This is a genomic window from uncultured Marivirga sp. (assembly GCF_963974845.1).
In the GTDB taxonomy this organism is placed as follows: Bacteria; Bacteroidota; Bacteroidia; order Cytophagales; family Cyclobacteriaceae; genus Marivirga; species Marivirga harenae.
Genome location: NZ_CAXBEQ010000004.1, coordinates 433722 through 457424 on the forward strand (window position 1 = coordinate 433722; position 23703 = coordinate 457424).

At 35.4% G+C, this 23703-nt stretch carries 26 protein-coding genes; 5 read left to right on the forward strand and 21 right to left on the reverse strand.

Features of this window, described 5'->3' with window-relative positions; all coding sequences use genetic code 11:
• The first annotated feature begins 88 nt into the window (after positions 1 to 88).
• The 3 genes from mdh (at position 89) to AAC601_RS11815 (ending at position 7836) form a co-directional block, all read left to right on the forward strand.
• The gene (gene mdh, locus AAC601_RS11805) at positions 89 to 1009 is read left to right on the forward strand and encodes a malate dehydrogenase (protein WP_340153363.1); all 921 of its coding nucleotides are present in this window, start codon (positions 89 to 91) and stop codon (positions 1007 to 1009) included.
• A 175-nt stretch (positions 1010 to 1184) separates the two neighbouring features.
• Positions 1185 to 1406 carry a VF530 family protein gene (locus AAC601_RS11810; protein ID WP_303269751.1) on the forward strand — a complete coding sequence of 74 codons (222 nt, stop codon included), beginning with the start codon at positions 1185 to 1187 and terminating at the stop codon, positions 1404 to 1406.
• Between the two features lie 130 nt (positions 1407 to 1536).
• Positions 1537 to 7836 carry a lamin tail domain-containing protein gene (locus AAC601_RS11815; protein WP_340153364.1) on the forward strand — a complete coding sequence of 2100 codons (6300 nt, stop codon included), beginning with the start codon at positions 1537 to 1539 and terminating at the stop codon, positions 7834 to 7836.
• Between the two features lie 28 nt (positions 7837 to 7864).
• Here the strand turns inward: AAC601_RS11815 and AAC601_RS11820 are convergent, their stop codons facing one another.
• The 8 genes from AAC601_RS11820 to AAC601_RS11855 all read right to left on the reverse strand — a co-directional run bounded on the left by AAC601_RS11820 (position 7865) and on the right by AAC601_RS11855 (position 12726).
• Entirely contained in the window at positions 7865 to 8494 is a 630-nt protein-coding gene (locus AAC601_RS11820) for an LON peptidase substrate-binding domain-containing protein (RefSeq protein WP_340153365.1), read from the reverse strand.
• Positions 8495 to 9053: 559 nt separating this feature from the next.
• Positions 9054 to 9416 carry a hypothetical protein gene (locus AAC601_RS11825; protein ID WP_340153366.1) on the reverse strand — a complete coding sequence of 121 codons (363 nt, stop codon included), beginning with the start codon at positions 9414 to 9416 and terminating at the stop codon, positions 9054 to 9056.
• A gap of 210 nt (positions 9417 to 9626) precedes the next feature.
• Entirely contained in the window at positions 9627 to 10364 is a 738-nt protein-coding gene (locus AAC601_RS11830; RefSeq protein WP_340153367.1) for a hypothetical protein, read from the reverse strand.
• A gap of 229 nt (positions 10365 to 10593) precedes the next feature.
• Entirely contained in the window at positions 10594 to 10884 is a 291-nt protein-coding gene (locus tag AAC601_RS11835; protein WP_340153368.1) for a type II toxin-antitoxin system RelE/ParE family toxin, read from the reverse strand.
• Complete coding sequence (locus AAC601_RS11840; protein ID WP_303269743.1) at positions 10877 to 11116, reverse strand: type II toxin-antitoxin system ParD family antitoxin; 240 nt, start codon at positions 11114 to 11116, stop codon at positions 10877 to 10879. Before AAC601_RS11840 ends, AAC601_RS11835 begins: the two co-directional genes overlap by 8 nt.
• 370 nt (positions 11117 to 11486) lie before the next feature.
• Positions 11487 to 11999, reverse strand: coding sequence for a DnaJ domain-containing protein (locus tag AAC601_RS11845; RefSeq protein WP_303269741.1), 513 nt, complete (start codon positions 11997 to 11999; stop codon positions 11487 to 11489).
• A 242-nt stretch (positions 12000 to 12241) separates the two neighbouring features.
• Entirely contained in the window at positions 12242 to 12547 is a 306-nt protein-coding gene (locus AAC601_RS11850) for a type II toxin-antitoxin system RelE/ParE family toxin (RefSeq protein WP_303269740.1), read from the reverse strand.
• Positions 12535 to 12726 carry a hypothetical protein gene (locus tag AAC601_RS11855; protein WP_303269739.1) on the reverse strand — a complete coding sequence of 64 codons (192 nt, stop codon included), beginning with the start codon at positions 12724 to 12726 and terminating at the stop codon, positions 12535 to 12537. The genes AAC601_RS11850 and AAC601_RS11855 overlap by 13 nt, the downstream gene beginning before the upstream one ends.
• A gap of 162 nt (positions 12727 to 12888) precedes the next feature.
• Here AAC601_RS11855 and AAC601_RS11860 point away from each other — a divergent pair, with 162 nt between their 5' ends.
• On the forward strand, positions 12889 to 13032 hold the full coding sequence (locus tag AAC601_RS11860; RefSeq protein ID WP_303269738.1) for a hypothetical protein: 144 nt from the start codon (positions 12889 to 12891) through the stop codon (positions 13030 to 13032).
• Here AAC601_RS11860 and AAC601_RS11865 read toward each other — a convergent pair.
• Entirely contained in the window at positions 13027 to 13587 is a 561-nt protein-coding gene (locus AAC601_RS11865; protein ID WP_340153369.1) for an HXXEE domain-containing protein, read from the reverse strand. The two genes, AAC601_RS11860 and AAC601_RS11865, sit on opposite strands and share 6 nt — an antisense overlap.
• A gap of 240 nt (positions 13588 to 13827) precedes the next feature.
• On the opposite strand from AAC601_RS11865, the gene AAC601_RS11870 reads away from it, so the two are divergent.
• Positions 13828 to 14895, forward strand: coding sequence for an IS110 family transposase (locus AAC601_RS11870; protein WP_340153370.1), 1068 nt, complete (start codon positions 13828 to 13830; stop codon positions 14893 to 14895).
• A 381-nt stretch (positions 14896 to 15276) separates the two neighbouring features.
• Here AAC601_RS11870 and AAC601_RS11875 read toward each other — a convergent pair whose 3' ends face one another.
• From AAC601_RS11875 to AAC601_RS11930, 12 genes are all read right to left on the reverse strand, one after another.
• On the reverse strand, positions 15277 to 15576 hold the full coding sequence (locus tag AAC601_RS11875; protein ID WP_340153371.1) for a type II toxin-antitoxin system RelE/ParE family toxin: 300 nt from the start codon (positions 15574 to 15576) through the stop codon (positions 15277 to 15279).
• The gene (locus AAC601_RS11880) at positions 15569 to 15820 is read right to left on the reverse strand and encodes a type II toxin-antitoxin system ParD family antitoxin (protein ID WP_340153372.1); all 252 of its coding nucleotides are present in this window, start codon (positions 15818 to 15820) and stop codon (positions 15569 to 15571) included. The genes AAC601_RS11875 and AAC601_RS11880 overlap by 8 nt, the downstream gene beginning before the upstream one ends.
• A gap of 304 nt (positions 15821 to 16124) precedes the next feature.
• A complete protein-coding gene (locus AAC601_RS11885) occupies positions 16125 to 16370 on the reverse strand; it encodes a hypothetical protein (protein WP_340153373.1) in 246 nt (81 codons plus the stop codon).
• Positions 16371 to 16691: 321 nt separating this feature from the next.
• The gene (locus AAC601_RS11890; protein ID WP_340153374.1) at positions 16692 to 17171 is read right to left on the reverse strand and encodes a hypothetical protein; all 480 of its coding nucleotides are present in this window, start codon (positions 17169 to 17171) and stop codon (positions 16692 to 16694) included.
• Between the two features lie 306 nt (positions 17172 to 17477).
• Positions 17478 to 18326, reverse strand: coding sequence for a hypothetical protein (locus AAC601_RS11895; RefSeq protein ID WP_340153375.1), 849 nt, complete (start codon positions 18324 to 18326; stop codon positions 17478 to 17480).
• Positions 18327 to 18537: 211 nt separating this feature from the next.
• The gene (locus AAC601_RS11900; protein ID WP_013454088.1) at positions 18538 to 19062 is read right to left on the reverse strand and encodes a hypothetical protein; all 525 of its coding nucleotides are present in this window, start codon (positions 19060 to 19062) and stop codon (positions 18538 to 18540) included.
• Positions 19063 to 19211: 149 nt separating this feature from the next.
• The gene (locus AAC601_RS11905) at positions 19212 to 20633 is read right to left on the reverse strand and encodes a serine hydrolase (protein WP_340153376.1); all 1422 of its coding nucleotides are present in this window, start codon (positions 20631 to 20633) and stop codon (positions 19212 to 19214) included.
• Between the two features lie 7 nt (positions 20634 to 20640).
• The gene (locus tag AAC601_RS11910) at positions 20641 to 20934 is read right to left on the reverse strand and encodes a hypothetical protein (RefSeq protein WP_340153377.1); all 294 of its coding nucleotides are present in this window, start codon (positions 20932 to 20934) and stop codon (positions 20641 to 20643) included.
• A 1-nt stretch (position 20935) separates the two neighbouring features.
• Positions 20936 to 21442 carry a sigma-70 family RNA polymerase sigma factor gene (locus AAC601_RS11915; protein ID WP_340153378.1) on the reverse strand — a complete coding sequence of 169 codons (507 nt, stop codon included), beginning with the start codon at positions 21440 to 21442 and terminating at the stop codon, positions 20936 to 20938.
• Positions 21443 to 21575: 133 nt separating this feature from the next.
• Positions 21576 to 21758, reverse strand: a complete 183-nt coding sequence (locus AAC601_RS11920; RefSeq protein ID WP_340153379.1) for a hypothetical protein — start codon at positions 21756 to 21758, stop codon at positions 21576 to 21578.
• A gap of 513 nt (positions 21759 to 22271) precedes the next feature.
• The gene (locus AAC601_RS11925; RefSeq protein WP_340153380.1) at positions 22272 to 22766 is read right to left on the reverse strand and encodes a hypothetical protein; all 495 of its coding nucleotides are present in this window, start codon (positions 22764 to 22766) and stop codon (positions 22272 to 22274) included.
• Positions 22767 to 22944: 178 nt separating this feature from the next.
• On the reverse strand, positions 22945 to 23703 hold a 759-nt coding region (locus AAC601_RS11930; RefSeq protein WP_340153381.1), incomplete at its 5' end, for an SH3 domain-containing protein.

A 23703-nucleotide genomic window follows, 5' to 3' on the forward strand; every position in this document is an offset into this window, starting at 1 on the left:
ATCACTTTGAAATAGGACAATATAATAGCATTATTTTTTGTAGTTTTGTGGGCGAAATCAAGATTGTTTAACTTATAAAATAAATAAAATGAAAGTTACAGTAGTAGGAGCAGGTGCAGTTGGTGCAAGTTGTGCCGAGTACATTGCCATTAAAAATTTTGCGGAAGAAGTAGTTTTGGTAGATATCAAAGAAGGATTTGCTGAAGGAAAAGCGATGGACTTGATGCAATGTGCATCTTTAAATGGTTTTGACACAAAAATTACTGGCGTTACTAATGACTACGGCAAAACTGCTGGTAGTGATGTAGCGGTTATCACTTCAGGAATTCCAAGAAAACCGGGAATGACAAGGGAAGAATTGATTTCAACAAATGCTGGAATCGTTAAGCAAGTAGCAGAAAATTTAATTAAAAACTCTCCTGATGTAACCATCATTGTAGTTTCCAATCCTATGGATACTATGGCTTATTTAGCTCATAAGGCTACTGGTCTGCCTAAAAATAAAATAATCGGAATGGGAGGAGCTTTAGATTCTGCTCGATTCAAATATAGGTTATCTGAAGCATTAGAATGCCCAGCATCTGATGTTGATGGAATGGTGATTGGTGGACACAGCGATACTGGGATGATTCCATTGACTAGATTAGCAACAAGAAACAGCGTTCCTGTTTCCAAGTTCATTTCTGCTGAGCAATTAGAAAATGTAAAAGAGGAAACTAAGGTGGGTGGAGCTACTTTAACCAAATTATTAGGAACATCCGCTTGGTATGCTCCAGGTGCTGCTGTTTCTGCAATGGTTCATGCAATCGCTAACGATTCTAAGAAAATGTTCCCATGCTCTTGCCTATTGGACGGTGAATATGGGTTGAGCGATATCTCAATTGGGGTTCCTGCAATAATTGGTAGAAACGGAATTGAAAAGATAGTAGAAATTGACTTAGATGATGCTGAGAAAGCAAAGTTGAATGAAAGTGCTGAAGCTGTTAGAAAAACTAATGGCTTATTGTAAAATAAATAAAGCCTTTGATTTAGATCTGTCAGGTTTATAAAAATTAAAGTAGTAAAACATTTATATTTTATCTTCTATATCAAAAGAAAACAGGACAGGTTTTATCTAAAATCTTTAAAAGCATTCGGCTTATGTCGGATGCTTTTTCTATTTTAAAAGTATAATTACTAATGACATGCCAGAGCAACAACCCAACAATCCACTTCATGGTGTTACACTCAAAGCCATTTTGGAATATTTAGTGGAAGTTTATGGATGGGAAGAATTAGGAAACAGAATTAAAATCAATAGTTTCAATCATGATCCCTCAATAAAATCTAGCCTTACCTTTTTAAGGAAAACACCATGGGCTAGAGAGAAAGTGGAACGACTTTATATCAAAAGTTTGAAGAGATAGATTTTAAGTAAAATTTGTTTACTAGTGTTGAATTAAACATGACTAATATAAATTCATATAGAATTTCCCTGAAAAGTTATGAATTTTAAAGGTAAATTATCATTTTTGAATTCGAACTATTGTATTCAAAATGAAGTCATTTTTACCAAAACCTATCCTCCTTTCCCTATTTTTTCTATTCTTTTTTTCTAATCTCGATGCACAAAATGCCTGGATCAATGAATTCCATTATGATAATGATGGGGGCGATGAAGGCGAGTTTGTTGAAATAGTGATTGAAGATGCTAACTCTTTTGATTTAGCTTTATTTAATGTTCACCTTTATAATGGTAGTGATGGAGAATCTGATGGTTCATATTCGCTAGATACTTTCACAGAAGGAGATAATCAAAATAATTTTACGATTTATTATTTAGAAATATCAGGAATTCAAAATGGAGCCCCTGATGGATTTTCATTGGATTATGACGGTACTTTAATTCAATTCATCAGCTATGAAGGCAGTTTCACAGCTGAAGATGGACCTGCTAATGGTATGGTTTCTGAAGATGTCATAGTAGAAGAAACGACCTCAACCCCAATTGGAGAATCTTTACAGTTATCTGGAAGCGGAACTGCTTATTCAAACTTCACTTGGCAATCACCTGCTTCGGAATCTAAAGGGCAACTCAATAATGGACAAACTTTTGGTGCTGCTTGTACAGCTCCAACAACTCAAGCCAGTTTTTCTGTCCCAACAGCAGAGGACATAGATGATAATCAAATTACATTGAATTGGTCAAGTGGAGATGGCGAGGCTGCTGTGATTTTAGTTAAAGAAAATAGTCCAGTAAATGATAGTCCTGTTAATGGGACTACTTATAATGCCGATAATGATCTTAGTAGTGGATTGGCCGATGAAATAGGAACAGGTATTTTTGTGGTTTATGATGGTACTGCCACTTCCACGATTATAGAGGGACTAACTCAAGGAACGCAATACCACTTTGCAATTTTTGAGTATTTAAATACAGAACAATGCTATTTGACTGCAAGTGAAACTATCTCGATTACCACTACAACCTCATTTGACGATGATAGTGAAATAAGCAAACCTGCCAGTCAAATTCCAGCAAATAGTATTTCTTCCCTTGCTAATTCAGAAGCCGAAGCTATGGAAGTTTTTAAATTTGATATATCAGATTTGGGGACATCCGATGGTAAATCAACCTATCTACAGAAAATTGTAATTAAGAAAAGTGAAGCTAATGATGTGGAGGATTGGTCAGCGGTCATCAAGGGAGCAAAATTGAATGATGGTACTTCTGATTTGGTCACCTCTAACATTTCGATTTTTCAAGATTATATTGAATTTACTCTTACGGGAAATGAGTTCGAAATTGTAGATGGGTCAACTGAAAGCTTAATACTCTCTATTTGGTTAAATGACAGTCAAATAGATAGTGACACTATAGGTTTTGAAATATCCGGGAATCATGGTTTTGAGGCAGAAGTAAGTGGTTCATTGCTCGAAAATCCAATCTCGGAAGTTGTTACTTCCCACCCATTTAGTATAGAAGTGGAAGCTACCCATTTAGAAATTAGCACGGGTTCCAGTGCTCAGGTTAATGAAGCTTTTAATTTAAGTGCAACCGCAGTTGATGCTCATGGCAATACCGACTTGGGTGAAAGGAATATCAGTTTGTCCTTGAATTCAGGCAATGGGAATTTAACTTCTTCAACTGTAGGGATAAGCAATTTAGCTATGAGTGATGGCTTCTATGAATGGACAGATCTGGAACATGATATGGAAGAGTCAATTATAATTGAAGTTTCCGATGGAAATGGCATAACTGTCAGCAGTCCCGAAATTGATATAATTCCATTAATCAATACTGTATTTTTTTCAGAATACATTGAAGGTAGTAGCAATAATAAGGCCTTTGAAATATTCAATAATAGTGGGGAGACAATTGATTTGAATGATTTTTCAATTGCAAGATATACTAATGGAAGTGAAAGCATAACTTCAGAATATCAACTTTCTGAAATTCAGCCAGTTTTACTTGATCAAGGGAGTGTTGTAATTGCTTATTCAAATGCGGATGATGAAATTTTAAATATTGCCGATATTATCCATAGCATTGCTTTCTTCAATGGTGACGATGCCTTGGCATTATTGTACAAAGGAAATGTAATAGATGTCATTGGAGAAATAGGTGCACGACCGTCAAATGGATGGGAAGTAGCTGGTGTTGCAGAAGCCACTCAAGATAAAACCTTAGTAAGAAAGGCTGCTGTCACTGAAGGGAACCCTAATAATCTGGCTTCATTCGGAAACAATACCTTTGATGCTGAATGGATCGTTTTTGAGGAGGATAATTTTTCATTTTTAGGAGATCATTTTAGATGCGAGTCACCGACAGAGAATGTTTCCAATATCAATATTGAAGATATCACAGAAAACACAGCTGAATTGAACTGGAATGCTTCAGAAGGGCTGAAATCTTTAGTATTAATTAAGGAAGGAAATGAAGTGAATACTGAACCAGTAAGCGGAACTACTTATATGGCTAATGCCGATTTTTCTGCAGCGGATGAGTTAGAGGGAGATAATAGAATTGTTTTTGCTGGGGAAGGAGATACTGTAGAAATTAGTAATCTTAATGATGGAACGACTTATCATTTAGCAATATATACCTACGAAGATAGCTGTTACAATGTAGATTCCCCCGTAACTGCTAATTTCTCAACTAAGATTTCATTAGACCAAGATTCAGAAATCAATGATTTGGTTCAGCCTGAAGTTTCCTCTTTACTATCAACAATCGATGAGGAATCTGAGGCGGTTGATATTTTTAGTTTTGAAATTTCCGATTTGGCTACTCAAGATAGTAAGCCTACTTTGATTGAAAAGATGGTTTTCAGATCTCATCATCAAAACACCCTGGCTTGGGAAAATGCTTTGAATGTTATTTTGGAAGAAGAGAATGAAAAAGTTAATGAAGCTCATGTGACAGTTTACAAAGATAGAATTGAAATTGAATTTCCTGAAAATCAGGAGTATGAAATACCTTCAGGCCAGTCTGTTGGTTTTAACTTAGCCATTTGGTTTAATCGTTTTGAGGTAAGTGATAGCAGTCAGTTCGCCCTTCAAATCCCAGCAATACATGAATTTGGATCAGGCAGTTCAAGCTCTAAACTTATTTCGAATATAGGAGATAATATTGTATCAAAGCAAATAGGCGTTATCGAGGTTTTAGACTCAATTGCTGTGGTCAGGCAAGGGACTAAGGGGTCAAGATTTGTGGTTTCTGGCTTTATTTCTTCTAATGATTACGGTGCGGGGAATACTCAATTTTACATTCAGAAGGATGAAGGCGATACTTATGAAAATGGAGTAGCTGTCTTTTCAGAAAATGAAGTTCTGAATTTGGAAATAGGCAATGAGGTGAAAATTTCAGGGATTAGGGAAGAAGTGAATGGAATTACTCGCATAAATGCTGATTATGTTACTCTGCTTAATCATGATAGTTTTATCCCTGAAGCAATTCCTATTGAACCCAATGAGTTTAGTGCCCACAGTGAACTCATTGGAATACGTGTAAAAATTGACAGCTTATGTTTAATTCAGCCTGAATTTTGGGGAGATTTTGATGCTAATGTTTTGCAGTTTTCAAATGGAATAGATAGCGTTTTGGTAAAAATCCAGCCAAATAACAATTATTACAATGGCAATGCCCAAGTTCCTCTAGGTCCTGTTGATTTGTCTGGAGTCGTGGATAATCCTGATGGTCTTGTGCAGTTATTAGTAACTTCTGATCTAGAATTGTATGATGCTTATGCGCCTGTATTTACGAAAGAACCATCAATTTCAAGAACTAAGGGCGAATCAATCACTTTGAATTTTGAAGTAAATGAATTATCAGGTGTTTATTATGTAATAAAAGAGAGAGGGGATTCGATACCGAACTTGCATAGCCTTAAAAATCCCCAAACAGATAAACAGATAATTGAATCAGGACACAGAAAAATTGATTTACCTAATGTAAAAGAAAACGTGAATATCACCGTAGAGGGATTAGTATCCAATACCAAATATTCTATTTTTATTATGGCCGAGGATTCCTTTGGTAATGCCACTGAACTACATAAACTTGATTTCTCGACTTTAAATACGGATGCTGATCATGATATCAAAGTATTAGCGCCTGAAGAGCAAGTCAAAGAAAGCACAATCAATGCATTTGAGGCTAGTAAAATATTTACTCCAGTTTTCAAGTTCACGGTAGAAGATGGAGGTAGTTCTGATGAACTATCTACTTTCATTAACCAAATAGTCATCCATGAATCTGATAAGAATGAAGCAAATTTCAGTGCTTTTATAAAAGAGGTGCAATTGTTCGATTTGTCTACGGAGGGTGTCGTCCATACTCAAAATCTTATTTTCTCTGATTCCATCGTAATAAAATTAGAAGAGGCATTAGAGATTGCTGACGGTAACATTAAGACACTTCAACTGAACATTAAATTACAAGATCAGGTAATAGATGAGCAAAATTTAGCTTTTCATATTCCATCCCAAAATTCTTCCTGGGTCGTTGAACCAAATGGCTCTCAGTTGGCAAGTGAATTCGAAGAATCAATTTTTTCTGCTCTTCATTCTATAAATGTGGAAGCTTCAGAATTAAAAAATATTTATCCAGCGGAAGTATACGTAAATGAGAATTTTAACATCATCTTAAGTGCTGAGGATGAGAACGGTAATAGAGATGTTTCTGACAGAACAGTCACTATTGAGGTTGAAGATGATAGCGCTTTTTTGGGCCAAACTCAACTTGCACTTAGTGGTGGACAGGGAGTTTTGGAGGAATTGAAGTATTTAAATGCTGGAAAAATTTCTCTTGAATTAAGCGATGGTTTAATATCAGAAGAAATTCAGATTAATTTTATCAAACCAGAATTGGTAGTTGATACGACTAGCTTTGATGCTGATTTTGGCCTGATTAGTTATCCTGAAGCTTCTGAAATTCAATCATATTCACTATCTGCACAAAACTTAAAAGATTCTATATTCATTGTAGCTCCTCAAGGATTTCAGGTTTCTAATAATTCCGACTTTAAAAATGCTACAGATTCTTTGATTTTAAATCATATAGGCTTGCATCAAACTGAAATCTTTATAAGGTTTACTCCATCGGATAGCAGTGGGACATTTTATCAAGGAAAAATTATCCATCATAGCCAAGATGTCGCTCCCTTACATTTGAATGTGCAGGGTCAAGAAGGTACTCTAAAATTGACATCTATAGCATCTGTAAAAGATAAACCACAGGGAGAAAGAGTGAAAATTAGGGGGGTTGTAATTGGAGGCAATAATCATTTTAAAAGTAGGAGAATAATTCAAGATCAAACCGCAGGAGTAGCAATTGAGGGTTTGAATTCATCGGCTTTAATATTTGGAGATAGTGTTGAAGTAGAAGGGCTTATCTCAAAACGTGGCAGTTGGCTAAAGATTATTCCAGAAAAGGAAATAAATATTCTATCATCTGATTCTACCGTGATTTACCCTTTGCTTTCCACTATAAACAGTTTAAGCGGATCAGTTGAATATCAAAGAGTAAAGATTGAAGACTTACTTGTAATTGGCGAAGGACAATTTAATATGTCTGCGTATAAATTACGGAAAGGGGAAGATACGATAAGTATCAAACTTAATTCTGCAAACCACCCACTAGTTGGAATAGATATTCCGTATGGAAAAGTCAATATGACTGGTTTCATTCATAAGAGAAATAACCAATTCTATCTATATCCGGAATTAGAACAGGATATGGAAATTATTCCAAGAGATACAGTTCTATCCTTAATAGTACCAGAAGAAGGCTTAAAATTCGAAAGTGTAGATTTGGACGAATTTTCAACAGCTAAAAGCTACATAGTTGAAGCGAAAAATTTAGCAGAAAACCTAAATATTGAGGCAAGTGAAAACTTTCAAATCAGCTTATTAGAGAATTCAAATTATTCTCATGACTTGCAATTGCCGATCAATAATAGAGGCGATATCCCTGAGCTGAAAATTTATGTCCGATTTTCTCCTGTCTCTGCAAGAGGAGGGATGATCGAAGGTGTGATTACCCATTTATCGGGTTTGCAAGAACAAAAATTAAATGTGCAAGGAGTGGAGACGGTTATCACATCCAATCATGATCCCTTGAAAGATGACATATTGATTTATCCAAATCCTGTAAATTCTGAACTGAGGATTAGAGTCAAAGAAGTCCATCCTCACAGTTTTCAGTTAGTAGGGCTGGACGGTATAGTTTTAAGGGACGGAGTTTTAAGTGATAAAGATTACGTTCTTAACCTAAAGACATTAGAAAAGGGTATCTATTTTTTAAAGATTTTTTCCCGAAAAAGAAAGCAAGTGTTCCGAATCGTTAAGAGGTAGATTGAACGAACACAATCAGCAAGAGGATTTAGAACTCTTGTGGAGGATTATATTTCCTAAAATGACCGTTCATTTGAATGAGCTCTTTAGCTCTTTGAACGTCTCTTAACTTTGGAAGTAAAACTTTTAAGTGATCTAGTACAAAACGCTGTCTCTGTCTTTCTTCTACAATCTGAATAAGTTTATATTCCGAATCTTGCGACAAACCAATCTGGTGTGCTATGTCGAAAATCTGGAAATCCATTGACAATGTCCTGTTATCAACTTCTACCAAGTCGTACATTTCTTGAACTGCCTCATATATTTCCTCCTTCAAAATCAAATCACCATTGCTTTTATTGGGAATTTCTTCAATGGCACCAATCGCATATTTTTTGTTTTGAAATGGATTTTCCATATCGAGCACTTTCACAACTCGTTTCCCCCTGGTTTTGATATCATATTTTCCATCACTGTACTTTTTAGTGACTTCATTAATTTCCATCTCAGTACCATATTCTACTTTATTTCGTACATAAGACGGTATTGCAAATGTACTATTATTCTCAATACAATCACTGATCAGTTCTTTATAGCGAGGCTCGAAAACATGCAAATTCAAGCTTTGGTAAGGGAATGCCACTAACTTCAGGGGGAAAAGTGGAAGAGTACGATTCATTACACATCTTATGTTGGTACACACACTTAAAAGTTTTGTTTAAGAATCAGGTTGCATAAATGAACAACATATTTAAAAAAACATTGGTTTTAGACAATATTTTATTGAAAAAAGCAAATTATTTAGATAAATTCTTTGGATGAATACAAATTGTTTATCTTGACTTACTTGAGCAGCTCAACTCTCTTGAACATTACCTAAATAGTTAAACCCAAAGCAGCCAAACCTGTAGTTAAGGACCAATAGATATATACATTTGTTGCACATCAAATTCTATTATTTTGAGTATTGGGAAATCTATACAAGTAATGTTTGCAAATTTTGATCTGAGTTCAAATCAAACCATGCAATGAAAATCGTTTAAAACTGAATAATCAATTCAGCTTTGATCTCGAACGCAAAGCGAGAACTACTTCCTGCTTCTTTTTTCCTGCTTAGGGTATTCAAACAATATTGTTGTGGCAGTACATCATTAGGTTTCAGCTGTCTCTTTTTTTGGGTTTTATGGCTTGAAACTATTTAAAGGTGTTTTTCCCCTGAATAATCGCGAGATCCTTTTTTATATGGGGATGTGCTTGATGGACTTGATGAAAATGAATTTCTCAATCACTATTTGAGTACTTTTCAGCCGTTCAATTAACTTGAGTATACTTACATTTTTTGTCGTTTCAACACTCAATATATTTACTTCAGATAGCAGTCCTTTTATTGGTCTTGGGGTATTTTCATTCCCTAAATCAAAAATTTTCGGGGCATAACTTTCATGCCAAAATGTAATATGGCCAAGAATATCATTTGCATTCCAGAGCTCATAGACCATCTGATCATAATCGAGCCTTTGCTGAAAGAAGTTAACAAAATCTTCTACTTCAGTTCTGAGCTGTTCAATCTTTGATCTGATTTTGTTCTCTGTTTGTTTCATTTTTTTTGAGGAAACCTTTTTTACAGCATGAAACCTGACTGATTAAAAGCATAAAAATTTCAGTGAACTACCGAGGCAATCCTCAGGATTGGCATATTAATTTTAAATTGACAAATAAGGCATTCTTGTGGATTGCCGGGCTATCTACCGAGAGCTATAGAAACAATAACCTACCAACAGCCATAATTTATGACAGAAGTTTGAGAGCCGTTATTTTTCTCTAAATTTCTGCAAATATTTCCTCGTTGAAAACCCTTTAAACCCTGGTCCTCCGTGAAAAGAAGTAGACCAATACAATTCTACGAGAATTGGATAATCTTCCACTACTTCAGTAGGTGTCATTAAATAAATCTCCTCAAACTCTCTTTGATAGTTACCTTTCCAATAGTAGACCTCACTATTTTCTTCAACCTCACCAATTTCCAAAGTTCCACTTCTAAATTTGCCGTTATAGTCGTATGCTACAGTTTCAAACTGTATTTTATTATTTCTTAATTTTTTTGCGTCTACTACTTTAACAAAGTATAAGCCATCCGTATACTGTAGCTTTATGTATCCATTCTCAAATAATCTTTGGCGATATATGTTATTTGAATGTGAATAATAGAAGAATTCGTTTCTGTATCTGTGAATATCTATCCACTCTTTTGGCATTTCTTGAAGAATCTTGTCAACCCCTAATGTGACTTGAATGGTATCTAATGCAGCTTTTAAGTAAGCTATTTCATCTTGTACTTCAAAGAAATGTAACTTCTTAAGTCTTTTCTTGTGTAAAGAAACTGAATCATAATTGACAAACCTCAATAGTTCTTCATCCTCTGAGGTTTGAATATTCAGAATTTCATATTCCTTTCCTAATTCAGGATTGATATTTTTTAATTCTGTTACAGATTGTCCCCAGCCTACTTGAAAATAGGCTAAACTAATAATTATTGCAAAATATTTCAAATCTTCGTGCTAATGATATGGCTCTCAACGGGCGCGCGTAAAAACCGTGTGCCTACTGTTTGTTTAAGTGATGAAGTTATCAATTTTTATTTTGCTACTAATGGCTTGGTTGAGATGCCTATATATGTTCGAATTGTCTTTTTACTTTGACTGTGAAAAATTGCGGGATGCAACTGCTAAGATTGCCCGAAACTGCTAAAGCCATTGTTTTTACATAATGTTCGCAACTTTATTTTAGTATGCCATTAACATCTTGCCGACCAATGATAGCCATAATCTCAACAACCTCGTCCTTTACTCTAAAGTAGATGCTGTCGACCTCACAAACACAACGTCTATAGCCTTCCTTTATATAGTTTACTGATTCATATGAAAATGGTCTCTTTGCTATCATATCAAAGCAGTCAAAAAAATTATTAAAGTAGCTGTCGGCTTGTACTTCTCCAAACCTTTTTACTCCGTATTGGTGTATTCTGATAAGGTCATTTTTGGCTTCGTTACTAAGTCTGTAATCAGCCATTCAGATCGGACTTAGATTGTGCTAAAATCTGCTCTTTAGTAGAATTTGTAAAACCACTTTTTTCAGCTTTCTCCAGTTTTGTCCTTATCCAATCGATTTGCTTTTGTTGGTTTCTTGCTTGTCGGATTAAGTCGTTAACTAATTCGCTTTTGCTTGAATATTCTTGACTGTCGACTTGGGATTTTAGCCACTTGTCATTCGGTTCGGTAAATGAAATACTTTGACGTGCCATAATTTAAAGTTTGATGTAAATATACACCAAATACGAATCAATTGCAAGGGGCGTTATTGTTGCCAACCTTTAGATTGTGACCATATCATTATTCCAAGATTTCCATTTATTATAAAATCCTTAAATTAATAAAGAAAAAGAAGTAGTTTGAGTATCATGCGCTAAGCAGGTATTAAGACCTATCGTGCGATTTGGCAAACTGATACACTTCATTAATTGCAAAAGTTTAGAATTATTAAGCACTGTACTTGCCCAAAACAATATCTTTGATTGCCTGCTATGAAAAGTAAGCATAAATTACGGGCTATTTAGCAAACAAGTGCCTACAAGATGGTGAGCAAATGGGGTTTATATCTTGTTAGCGGATTATTTAATAATCTATTCTGTTGATTTTTAAGATTGCCAGATACAAACCGAAAGAAGCTAATCCCAACCCCACTAAACTATATGTAAAGCGAAAATCAATGATTCCAGAAATTACGGTCCATAAGCCAAGAATTATACAAATAAATGCCGCATATAAAAGTCGATCTGAACCAAGAAGGATTTCAAGTATAATGATAAAAAGAAATTCACGGTTAAATTTCTGAAAGTTTGCCGCATAAGCTTTTCCATGTTCAGAAATAGAAACAAGATCAAGCTCTGGTTCAGCCATATTTCGGTCTACTTCCTTTCTACGCTGTTTGTAAAATTGATCGTATTTTGCTCTTTTCTTCTGGTCAGACAAAACAGAATATGCTTCGTAAATATCTAAAAATTGTTGCTTAGAGTCCCGCTTTGTTTTGTCTGGATGAGTCAATAAAGCTTTTTTTCTAAATGACTTTTTAACATCTATCTCAGAAGCATTTTTATTTAATTGTAAAATCTTGTAGTAGTCTTTCATGGTAAGCAGAATTACCGCTATCGCCTGCCTAAAATGCGTTTGCTAAACTTAGCAGACGAGACACTAAAGTTACGAAGCCAAACCATAACCACAATTATTGACAGAGAAAAAAGGAAAAACTAAGCTGATTGCTTGTCTTAAATCTAAAGGAAATATCAAGTTTGGCTTTGTCGAGAATTCCCTACTTACTTTGCTAGAAGCAAGAAGCAAATGCATTTTTAGCAAATGTTAGCTTTTCGGATTTATATTCCCTTTAGTTTATTTGGGTTTCTTGAGGTATGAAAAACTCTTGATATGATAGCTTTATCTTTACTTGTCCTGTAGATTATTTTATAGCTCCAAACGACAAGGAATCTGTACTCTGATTTTTTATGTGCTAAAAGAGGTTCAATAGGTCCAATATTCGGTGAGTTCTCTAATAATTCAGTTGTCTGTAAAATCTTATTCAGGACTGTTTCAGCAAATGTAAGTCCTTGTTCTTCTCGAATGTACTTGATAGCTCTTTCTAATTGTCCGAATGCTTTTTTAGTCCAGATTACCTTAACCATTCCCTAGACATAGTTTGAACATCCTTCTGACTTAGAGTTTCGCCATTTTTCTCTTGCTGTTCAGATTCATCGATATCTGAAAGTAGGGAGAGCTGTTCATAGACATCTTCAAGTGTTGACTCTGGAGTCAATTTTTCCGCTATTTGTATAAGGTATTTTTTAAGAGCTACTTGTTTCATATTTTGAAGTTAACAAACTCGTAGTAAAAATAAATCCTTCGACTACAATTTTTGTAAAGAACTGCTTCTGAAAGGTAACGTTTGAATAAACGGTCGTTTTAATGCCGTTTATTTTTTGTTGTGTGTCGTTTTCTTTCTTTTCTTCTGCTTATCAAGAGAAATATGATTATAGATGTAACTACTAGTCCTACAGCAATAATGTTGGAAAGTATTCCTGCATCTGAATTGATATCCGTATGGGCGAAAACAGGTATTGGTATTGTGAGTATTCCGGACAGAAGCACTAGAGCTGATTTTCTCTTATGATTCATCTCTTAATCTTTTAGTTTCTTTAAGTGTCACAATCAACCCATACCATGCAGGAATTAATGGTAATGCTGCTGTTGCTACTCCTGCTGTATATCTCCATTCCCCATATAAAATGAACGGAAAAATAAAATGAGTTAGTTCGGCAATTGTCATAGCTACGAAGAAAAAAGCTAAAAAGTAACATCCTAAAGCCCATTTTTTAATAATGAATATTGCTCCAGTTATCCACATTACAGGTGCGAAAAACGCAGCAAATGTGAGTAATCCTTGTTGTGAAACTTCTTGACCACTAAGTTCAGAGGCAACAATTTCAAAACCGAAAATGTATTCCTCATAAACATGAATAATAAAAAATATGGCAGTCAACAAGTAAGCGATAATCACTTTAGATGTGTCAAAACGATATTTATATCCTGTTTTTAGGTATAAAAGAAAACCTCCTGCACTTGCTCCTCCAATGACGAGAGGACCTATTTTGCCAAAAAAGATATAAGTACAGAGACTTAATAGAATGATAAATAGTCCTGGGATAATTATGTCTAAGTTTTTCATGTTCTTTTTTATGGCACACAACGCCACTGTATAAATTCGTGGCTGATTAAAAGTAAAAAAAATTTGCGTAAACTACCGAGGCAATCCGCAGGATTGACGGGCTATCTACAAAGAGCTGAAGCAACAATAACCAACTAACAGCCATGATTTATAGCCCCTATGTAAAAACATAAGTCCTTAACAGCTAACTTCTTAAATTAGGGTTTGCAACATAAACTTAATAGAAAGGAGCAAGGACTTATGAAGACTAAAGTTAACGATTTTTCAGGAATGAATATTTATGCAGGCATAGATGTTCATAAAAAGAGCTGGTCGGTCACTATTTTGGTAGATGAACAGGAACATAGAACATTTAATCAACCGCCAAGTGCAGAAGTGCTATTTAAGAATTTGAACAAAAACTTTCCGGGTGCAACCTATTATAGTGCCTATGAAGCTGGTTTCTGTGGGTATGGACATCATCGCCAATTAGTGGAATTAGGTATTGACAATGTAGTTATCCACCCAGCGGATGTACCTACCACTGATAAAGACAAAGCAGGAAAGACGGACAAGGTGGACAGTAGGAAAATAGCCAAGGGACTTAGAAGCGGGGATTTACGGGGCATTCATGTGTTTAATGAGGCTGACCAGGATCTAGGAAGCTTTGCCAGAATGAGGCATAATATGCAGAAGGATTTACGGAAAGCAAAGCAACGAATTAAAGTTTTTCTGAACTATAACACTATCAGCGTGCCGGCACATCTTGATGATGATAATTGGAGCAAAGCCTATGAGGCATGGCTTGAAGATGAGGTTACATTCTCCACTGAAAATGCACGCACTGCTTTCGGGTTTATGCTATCCAACTATCATTACCAAAAACAGCAAGTCAGGCAGATAAGCAAAGAGCTTAGAGCATACTTCCGCAAATACCATAAACAAGATTATTTTCTGTTAAGAACTATACCGGGAATAGGGCCCCTCTCGGCTATTGCCATCATTAGCGAGTTAGGTGATATTAATAGGTTTCCTAACATCAACAAATTAAGCAGCTATGTGGGCTTGCTCCCCCTTACCAGTAGCAGTGGAGAAACAGAAAGAGTGGGAGGAATGAGCTATCGCTGCAATAATTACCTGCGTACTATCTTAGTAGAAGCTTCATGGCAGGCTATAAGAAAAGACCCGGCCATGTTGTTGTATTACAAGAAGCATGCAGCTAAGGGAAATGGAAAGCGGGCCATAGTAAAGGTAGCTGCCAAACTGCTCAACCGGATCAGATATGTTTTAAAAAATAAAGAAGAATATGTATTAGGAGTGATGGAATAAGTAATCAAATTTTAAAACCTTTATAAGGCAATTAATGAAAGAGGTGAGCGCAAAACATTCGTTGCAATGTCGAATTCCAGCATTTGCATTATGAGCATGCGACCCTCTTTACATAAGGCATTACAGGGAAATACGAAAAAGCAGTGCTTTTATCGCAAATAGCAGCATGGCCTTATAATTTCATAGACAGAGAGCAAAACCGTTGACAGTGGATAAGTTGGCATCCCACGGGCCCTGCCCATAACTTACCCACAATCAACAGTTTCAACAATGGCAGTAGTGATTTGAAATAAATATCGTAAATTTATAGAGCAAACCCGGCTTTTAGAGTTGGCTGAATCTCTTATGGCTTTTCATAGCACAGAATGTTGGGTGTAGTTTCTATTCTGCTATTCGATTCTTTAAATCCATTCGTTCGTGAAGTATTCTAATCACTTCAACTTCATCTTCTGAAATCAAATGATAAAATATGATATGTTTTCCAGTTTTCAGTCCGAGCAAGTTTCTGCTTATGCCAAAGTATTCTTTTCCGATTTCAGGATTTTCTCCAATTCCTTTACAAGCCAATTTGATGGTCGCATAATATTTGTCGGCTTGCTTCTCCGACCATTTTTTGAAGGTGTAGTCCCAAATGTCATTTAAATCATTAATGGCTTCTTGTCTCAATATAACCTTAGCCATTCTTTCTTTTTTCCGCTTTTAACCTTTCAAGATTTTCATCAAAATCAAAGTTTTCAACTCGCGGACTATTCAGTCCTTCTTGTATTGCACTTTTCAGGGCAATTACCTTGCTTTCTTCATTTTCTAATAGTCGAAGTCCAGCTCGGATTACTTCACTGACATTTTTATATCTGCCTGCTGATACCTGCGTCTGAACAAATTGGTCGAAATAATTACCAAGCGATATGGATGTGTTTTTACTCATCTGATTCTTCTTTTAACGAAAGTACCAAAAATTGGTATATTTTCCAAATTACACCCAACGCCTGTATAAAACCCGATTGCTATACTGGGCTATGAAATACTGAAAGTAGTAATTTATGCTTTCTCCGCAAACTGATACACTTTGTTAATTGCAAAAGCTTAGAATGTTGAGGCTCCAAAAATGCCCAAAGCACGATTTTGGTTGCCCGCTATGAAAAGCAAGCATAAATTACGGGCTATTTAGCAGAAAAGTGGCTACAAGGTGGTGAGCAAATGGGTTTTATATCATGTTGTGTACAGTCTCTTCATACCATGTCCTCATAGTAAGTAATTATGCATTCTTTTGAGGAAAAAGTGATATTGTAAATTATTCCATCAATAGTTTTATAGAATTCAAATTCGCTACCCTCTTGTTCCCAATCTGGGGATTTTTGAACTTCGTCAATAAGTATCAAGCATTCATTTTTTGTCAAAGATACTTTATATGATAAGCCATAGTCCGGACCTGATTCTTGAAATATGTCTTCTATTACTGTAATTGAATCAGACAATTCTATGTTTGTAGTTCTCTCAAATCGTGTTTTACTTGCGGTCCTGTAGTCACATGATATAATACAGAGAAGTGTAGCAATAAGATAAAGAATCCTATTTAATCTCATATTCTATTGGTTTATCTTTTACTCTTAATTGAGGTGCAATCATTGTACACAACGCCTAGCTATGATGAGTGGGGCTTTGAATCTACAAAGCTTGCCATCCGCTCACAGCCACAGCAATTAATAAATTTACTAAATGTGGCTGACTTTCCAAGTAACGCCAAACTTTCCTGACTGATAAACCCCCATTCATTCATAGGTGATGTTAGCATCTTTTTAATTATTCTCTGGCATATAAAATTCATGAAAACCACCGACAATTTTTTCTGTCAAATAAAAAATTTTATCAAAGTCATTTTGTTCAGAATTACTAACCAGTCTGCCATAGCCTCCCCATGCTCTTGAGCGGATTAAGACAATGCCATATTCTGGTACAAAATAGTAGTTCATTTCCTCATCTACGGCATTTGGGTCATCTAACAAATATTTATATACAGTGTATTGTCGGTCGTATTTAATGTACCGTAATCCTTTGTACTGTAGACGATATTCAGAAGTATCTTTTAAATGCAGAAAAGTCTTATACGAATTGGAAATGGGAAGTTCATAAACTTGTCGGTTAGTATCGCCTTCATAATCAATTTCGGTATAGCTGAGACTGTAAATAGAGTCTTTAAAAGAAATCGAATCTAACCTACTGTAAATCGTGTCGATAGGCCCTCCTTGGCGACTAATTTCTATGTAACGCAGAGGCATTTTTTTGCTATTTTGTTTATCCTCCTTCTTGTTACAAGAAAATTGAGTTATTAATAATAATGTCAGTATGAATACAAATAGTCTACGCATTCTATTTCAAGCAATTGATGCTAACGCCACAGTATGAATCGTGGCGGTTTGATATAGTTAAAGTTTCAAGTACAAGATAGCCAAATCTGTGATTTGGCAAACCAAATTTTGTTCAACACACTGGCCAAATGGCAGATTTGGCGGAGCTTCCAGAAAGCAGAAAAGTATCGTCTGCCACTGACCCGCCATGATTTCATACTGAATGTTGTATGCTGTTTATTCTTCATTCTTGGTTACGTATCTACTTGAAATCCAGCTAATAACCTTTGTTGGAAATTCATCTGTAGTGTTTAAAATGCAGTTCTGAACATTAGTGTCAAAGTTAATAGCCACATACCACCAAATTCGACCAGTCTCATCTGTTTGTTCAGCAAGGGCAGTTCCAACAGTTCCTGCTTTCAGATTTGCGAAAGTGTTTCCAGTAATATCTAGCCAGTGATATTCAGTTGTATCGTTAATTGCTGGTTCTAATCTGAGTTTGTAGCCTTGGTTATTTACTGTGAACCGGATTGGGTCTGATAAATATTCCTTCGGTTTTGTTAGTTCGTCTCTGACTTCAATTGATTGAAATGCTTTGGTAAAGACTGGTCTATTTTGGTTGTCGTAATTGACGTTATAAATAGTGTGTGTTAAATGAATGGATGCACAACAACCCCAATCTGAGGTTATAACTTGACTCAAGAGTTCATCCTTCCAAGTGACTTTTGAAATTCCTTGCATGACCTCAAATACCTGTTCAAATCCAGAGTTAGTCTGGATGAAAAAGTAAACGATATTAGGCTCTCCGCCACTTGGACCATCAAAAACGACATCTTGCAGACCATCATTGTTAAGATCAACTGCTCTTGTATAGTCCCAAGAGTTGGCACCACGTGCATCAATCATGGCAAGTGAACCATTTAGTAAGTTGTTCGAGCGACAGTACTTGTCAAATCTTGATAGGAGTTCATAATCGTATTTAAGTTGACCAGCCCAAGTGTCTAGGTTGTCTATTGTTCGGATGTAGTTCTGGGAGTTCGCCTGTAAAGCGATGAATAGGGATAATATGATAAAAGTAGTTCTCATGGATAATAGCATACAACGCCACTGTATAAATTCGTGGCTGATTAAAAGTATAAAAATTTGCGTTAACTACCGAGGCAATCCGCAGGATTGGCTTATTAAATTATCTTTTCACCAATAAGGCAATCCTGCGGATTGCTGGACTATCTACGAAGAGCCAAAGGAACAATAACCTACAAACAGCCATGATTTATGACAGGATGTTGTGGTTTATTTATCTATCCCAGCCATCAATTAGATATGTCTTTTCGGTCAGTTTTTGTTCTTTACCATTCTCAGAAGATTTGAACCAGAGCTCAAATCTTGCAGGATAATATTTTTCAAATGTCCCCTCATAAATAACTGATTGTCCATTGTACAATTTATACTTTGATGAAAATTCATTGATGGAATGCATTGTCCTCTCGGTAAGTTCGTCTGAAGAGAGTCTCTCATTGGTAGTAACTTCAAAGGCTTTAATGTATAACTCTCCTTTTTCTGTCGGTTGATGCCACATGTAGAAGTCATAACCAGTGTAGCCGGAACCAATAATTTCAATTTTGCTGTCCTTTGCTTGAATTGACTCGAGGGAGTCAGTCTGAACAGCAGTAAGATTCTCTGGCGCTATTTTAAAGCCATGTTCTTCTGGTAACTCGATGTTCGAGAATTTTCGGTCACGGGCTGACGGGCCAAAATAGCACCTCTCCGCTAATATGAATAGGAATCCAATAATTACCAATGCTATCAGCCTGATTTTCATATGCTCTAATTAACCACAACGTCCCGTGTATGATTTCGTAAGGGATTGCGGACTTCAAGCTCATCAATTTACCACCCAACTTAAATGCAGGAAACACCTTTCAGAAACCTTTGAACTCCTTATGAATTATACACATTGTTGGCATTTCGTTATTCTTTTTCTAATGTTTTCATTAATTCAAAACATAGTTTGTCAATATTCCCCATATTCGGATTAAATGCTGATACATTTGATAAAGTAATTATACCGTTTTTTGTCTTTTTATCAAAAACGACTGATGATGAATATCCACCTGTTCCACCATTATGCCAATACCAAATGTTTTCAGATTGGGATTTTAATAAATGCCATCCTAAACCGATATCCATATTGTCATTTATATTAAAAGTTCTCTGCCTGGTCAATTCTAATGCTTTGTTTGAAGTATCAAATTGAGCCACAACAAATTTCGATAAGTCCTCTGGCGTTGATAGTATTCCACCAGCACCCGCCAAAATTGAAAATTCCCAATTTGGAATCTCTTTTCCTTCATTATTTATTCCACTAACTAAATCTCCTTTTACTTTATTAATATTTGCTGTTGAATTTTGCATTTCATATTCGGAAAATATTTTAGCCTGTAAGAGGTCTTCGTAAGTAGTATTTCCAATTTCACTTAAGATGTAACCCATTAATCCTACTCCTAGATTCGAATATTGATATTCGCCTGTATTGAATAATTCAAGGTTATTTTTCAAATATTCCTGCAATTCTTGTTCCTTATATTCTTTATATGGATTTTCAAGATCTACTTTTTCTAAGTCTAAATTTGAAGGTAAGCGAGGAAGACCTGAAGTATGATTAGCCAATTCCTTAAACGTTATTTTTAAATCGTTATAAAAAGGTATTTCTAAATAATCATTGATATGACTATTCAGTTTAATTTTTCCGTCCAGAACAAAATTAGCTAGTAGTGTGGATGTAAAAACCTTAGAGACAGAACCGATTTCAAAAATACTTTTATAATTTTCAACTGTCGAAATAGTATCATTGGTCTTTTTTATGCCGTAATACCTCACTTTTCCATTTTTGATAAAAGCTATCGAAACTTGTGTTTGATTAGGAAAAGCTTTAGAGTTCTCAAATATTAATTCAGATTGGTTTTCTGTAATAACATTAGCTTCAATAAATAAATTATTAATCACAGTTTCTGAAGAAGTTTCTTCAACATAAGGCGTTACTGCAAAACCATTAATATCCGAATTAGCATCTAACGAAATATTTAATGCATAAAGTGCGCGTTCAAAATTCGTCTTGTAAACCGCCACACTTCCATTTTTATAGTTTACAAATTCTGTTTTGGAAATGTTTCCTACCTGTTTTTTTAAATCGTTTAAAAAGGGTTTTATTTGATCTTGAGGCACTGCTTTTTTCATATCACTTGAAAACATCGAGAAAATTACCTCAAAATTATTGCTATTGTAGTTTTTAACAATGGCTTCTGTCACGACCTTATAAGTAGGTTTTTCAGTCTGTGAAAACGATACGTTAGTAATCAAAGCAAATAGGATGGTCGACATTATCTTTTTCATAATCTTATTATTTATTCCTTTTAAATTTTTTAAGTAACTTTTTCAATAAGCGAGATATTGTAGTTACATCTTTAGCTATTAAATCCTTTTCCCATTGGCTGACATTTCCTTTAAATCGATTCCAAGATGATCTTATTTTCGTCATATCTGATTTGATAGCGTCTTTTTCCCATTGAGTCGTATTAGCTTTCAATTCTTCAATCAAAGTTGAAAACTGAAAATTAATCTTTTCCCCTCGGGAAGATTTTTCCCATATTTCTTTTATGTCTTGCCAAGTTTCTCCTTGTTCCTGTGTTGCCATCTTATTTTAATTTTGGTGTTATGCATTCCAATAATATTTTTTTTATTCTTTTCATTTTTATAGCCACGTGATTTTCTGTTAAATTCGTTATTACTGCAATTTCCTTATAAGGAAGTTTGTCTAAATACAGGATAATAATTGACCCATCAATTGCCTTCAATAGTGAAATACATTCACGTAATGCCTTGAATCTTAACTCTTCAATTTCATCTGGAATAGTTTCCGACACCTCAAACTGGATGGATTCTAACCGCCTCGTTTTGTTATTCAAGCTGTCAAACTGTAGTTTAGAACGACTACATACATTTAGCGCAATTTTATAAATCCAAGTACTGATATTGGATTTTCCATTAAATGTTGAATATGACTTCCAAATTTGAAATATGACTTCTTGGAAAAGATCTTGTGGTTCAATTGGTGAAACAGCATATATTCGACAAATTCTGTAAATACTGGTCTTATTATCTTCCAGCATCTGATTAAATAGTGCTTCTTCTTGTTTTTGCATCTTATATTTTCCTGTTCTCTATTAACCTTAGTGACAAGAGTTGTAAAAATATGACAAGAAAATTCAATTATTTTTCAATTACTCGGTTTTAGTGGAGATTTTTATGCTGGGCAAAATGAATGCCAACGTCAGGCTATCGATCGTTTTGATTGGGAATCTTAGTGATTTGATGACCTTTCTTAAATGATTCGATAGCTGATGTTGTCTTTAGTATATTTTTAATTACTCCTAAAGTAGTAGAAATAATGGTAATTGAAAAATACGATGTTCCTTTCTTAAATCCTCCTGCCTCATCTGCCATGTCAGTTGGAGGCATGACCTAATGGTATATAGCTAGGGCTATGTAATCCGTTGTCATGCTGGTAGAAAGTCCAATCCAATCCCTCATAAAAATGATTGCTTTTTCATTAGCCTCTCCATTTCTTGACTTTCTGGCAAGAATCGGCTAACTTTAATCTAAGTTTTTTAACGGTCTCTACCGTTTAGAAGCACTCTGCTTCCACGGCTCGCCCGCAAAACTTAGGCCTTTTCAAGGCTAATCAATCCGATTTTTATACCCTCTTTCTGCCAACTGACTAGCAGACTAATCTTAAGAAAGGAATTAAATACAACGCGAAGCTAAAATGCGATTGCTACACTTCGCTGATGAAATACTAAAGTAGCGAAGCCAAACCGTAACCACAATTATTGAAAGAGAAAACAACAGAACCTTGCTAAATGCTTAACCTAAATCTAAATGAAATCACAAGTTTGGCTTTGTGGAGAATTAACTAATCACCTTGCTAGAAGCAGTCAGCAAATGCATTTTAGCAAATGTTACATGTCAGTTTTATCCATAATAGTAGCCTATCTCAACTTTTAATTGCCCGTCTAACTGCTCAGCTCTTAAATAGTATTCTGAATAATAATCGTGGTTAAATTCTATGTGAAATATTTCCTCATCACTTCTAATAATCTCATAATCTTCTGTTGTCACCTTGTTTTGGAGTTCGTTGAAGTTGAAAGTAGTGAATAGGTTTTTAGCCATCCAAAGTCCTTTTTCTAAAATATAATCCTTTGATGTCTCACGTAGTTCTTGGTCTGCTGTCTTTAAAGTGCCTGATATTCCAAAGTGATAGCATCCTCCACGATAAGCAATGAGAGTGTCCCCGGACTCTAATATTATTGTCGCCTCCTTTGTTGAGTCGTTCCATTCATAATTCTGAAACTCCTGAATGTCTCTAATAAATTCATCTGTTTGCGTCTCTTGGTCAAAGATGCAGTCTTCTTCTTGTCCAAGTGCTTGGAGCGGTAAAGTAAGAAAAAACAGTAATAATATTTTCATAGAGTTATTGCATGTAACGCCTGGCTATGATGAGTGGGGCTTAGAAACTGCTAAGCTTGCCATCTGCACACAGCCACAGCAATTAATAAATTTACACATTGTGGCTGACTTTACAAGTACAGCCTAACTTTCCTGACTGATGAACCCCCATTCATTCATAGGTGATGTTATGTCCTTTTTAACATCCTTTTCCGTAATTCCAGACGTTAGAAGTTTGTTCGTCCGAAATTAGCTTGACCCAACCAGTTTGAGTTGAAATAATCAAATTGTCTTCACCAGAGCAAGGATGTTTGCGATACTGAATTACTTTGACTTTACACCAATTTCCATTAGTCTGGTTTGTTGGTCTAATTCCCCAAAGATCGCCTTTAAGTGTAGCAAGGATTTTGGAATCAGTTGATGGGTTTTCTCTCAAATTCAATCCTGGGTCGTTGGCATACCATTCCGTGTCTTTCTCAATAGTATAGGCCATCCATGATGTTAGCTTAAGTTGTTTGGAAGTTAATTCGTCAACATCTAGCCAATACCCATTTTGTAGTTGTACGAAATTAGAACGTGCATCTTGAAATGTCATGGCCATGATTTCATACCCAACCATTTCAAAGTTAGGATAGCCAAAGTCCTCCTTCTTACCGTCTATCTGAATCTTAGCAGAATAGATTTCTTTGTTATTATCAGCTTCCCCAAGGATTAGTTTGCCAGCGACTGTCCCCTTAGGCTGGTTAAAAATTGTAAGTCCAGAATTTGGGATGTAATAGCAACACACATCAAATCCCTCATCAGGGAGAATGAGGCCTTTCGTTGTTTCCTGCGCCTTTAAGTAGTTGGTCAGGAGGAATGTTAAAGTGATGAAGAGATATCTCATGTTTAGAAGGAATTGGACATAACGCGAAGCTAAAATGCGTTTGCTATACTTCGCTGATGAAATACTAAAGTA

Coding starts and splice junctions, on each gene's coding strand:
- AAC601_RS11920 (WP_340153379.1), bottom strand. CDS start 21,758: ATGCCTCCAACTGACATGGCAGATGAGGCAGGAGGATTTAAGAAAGGA.
- AAC601_RS11880 (WP_340153372.1), bottom strand. CDS start 15,820: ATGAGTAAAAACACATCCATATCGCTTGGTAATTATTTCGACCAATTT.
- AAC601_RS11875 (WP_340153371.1), bottom strand. CDS start 15,576: ATGGCTAAGGTTATATTGAGACAAGAAGCCATTAATGATTTAAATGAC.
- AAC601_RS11915 (WP_340153378.1), bottom strand. CDS start 21,442: ATGCAAAAACAAGAAGAAGCACTATTTAATCAGATGCTGGAAGATAAT.
- AAC601_RS11810 (WP_303269751.1), top strand. CDS start 1,185: ATGCCAGAGCAACAACCCAACAATCCACTTCATGGTGTTACACTCAAA.
- AAC601_RS11890 (WP_340153374.1), bottom strand. CDS start 17,171: ATGCCTCTGCGTTACATAGAAATTAGTCGCCAAGGAGGGCCTATCGAC.
- AAC601_RS11870 (WP_340153370.1), top strand. CDS start 13,828: ATGAAGACTAAAGTTAACGATTTTTCAGGAATGAATATTTATGCAGGC.
- AAC601_RS11825 (WP_340153366.1), bottom strand. CDS start 9,416: ATGAAACAAACAGAGAACAAAATCAGATCAAAGATTGAACAGCTCAGA.
- AAC601_RS11900 (WP_013454088.1), bottom strand. CDS start 19,062: ATGAAAATCAGGCTGATAGCATTGGTAATTATTGGATTCCTATTCATA.
- AAC601_RS11850 (WP_303269740.1), bottom strand. CDS start 12,547: ATGGTTAAGGTAATCTGGACTAAAAAAGCATTCGGACAATTAGAAAGA.
- AAC601_RS11910 (WP_340153377.1), bottom strand. CDS start 20,934: ATGGCAACACAGGAACAAGGAGAAACTTGGCAAGACATAAAAGAAATA.
- AAC601_RS11835 (WP_340153368.1), bottom strand. CDS start 10,884: ATGGCTGATTACAGACTTAGTAACGAAGCCAAAAATGACCTTATCAGA.
- AAC601_RS11820 (WP_340153365.1), bottom strand. CDS start 8,494: ATGAATCGTACTCTTCCACTTTTCCCCCTGAAGTTAGTGGCATTCCCT.
- AAC601_RS11895 (WP_340153375.1), bottom strand. CDS start 18,326: ATGAGAACTACTTTTATCATATTATCCCTATTCATCGCTTTACAGGCG.
- mdh (WP_340153363.1), top strand. CDS start 89: ATGAAAGTTACAGTAGTAGGAGCAGGTGCAGTTGGTGCAAGTTGTGCC.
- AAC601_RS11905 (WP_340153376.1), bottom strand. CDS start 20,633: ATGAAAAAGATAATGTCGACCATCCTATTTGCTTTGATTACTAACGTA.
- AAC601_RS11840 (WP_303269743.1), bottom strand. CDS start 11,116: ATGGCACGTCAAAGTATTTCATTTACCGAACCGAATGACAAGTGGCTA.
- AAC601_RS11860 (WP_303269738.1), top strand. CDS start 12,889: ATGATTATAGATGTAACTACTAGTCCTACAGCAATAATGTTGGAAAGT.
- AAC601_RS11845 (WP_303269741.1), bottom strand. CDS start 11,999: ATGAAAGACTACTACAAGATTTTACAATTAAATAAAAATGCTTCTGAG.
- AAC601_RS11855 (WP_303269739.1), bottom strand. CDS start 12,726: ATGAAACAAGTAGCTCTTAAAAAATACCTTATACAAATAGCGGAAAAA.
- AAC601_RS11865 (WP_340153369.1), bottom strand. CDS start 13,587: ATGAAAAACTTAGACATAATTATCCCAGGACTATTTATCATTCTATTA.
- AAC601_RS11925 (WP_340153380.1), bottom strand. CDS start 22,766: ATGAAAATATTATTACTGTTTTTTCTTACTTTACCGCTCCAAGCACTT.
- AAC601_RS11815 (WP_340153364.1), top strand. CDS start 1,537: ATGAAGTCATTTTTACCAAAACCTATCCTCCTTTCCCTATTTTTTCTA.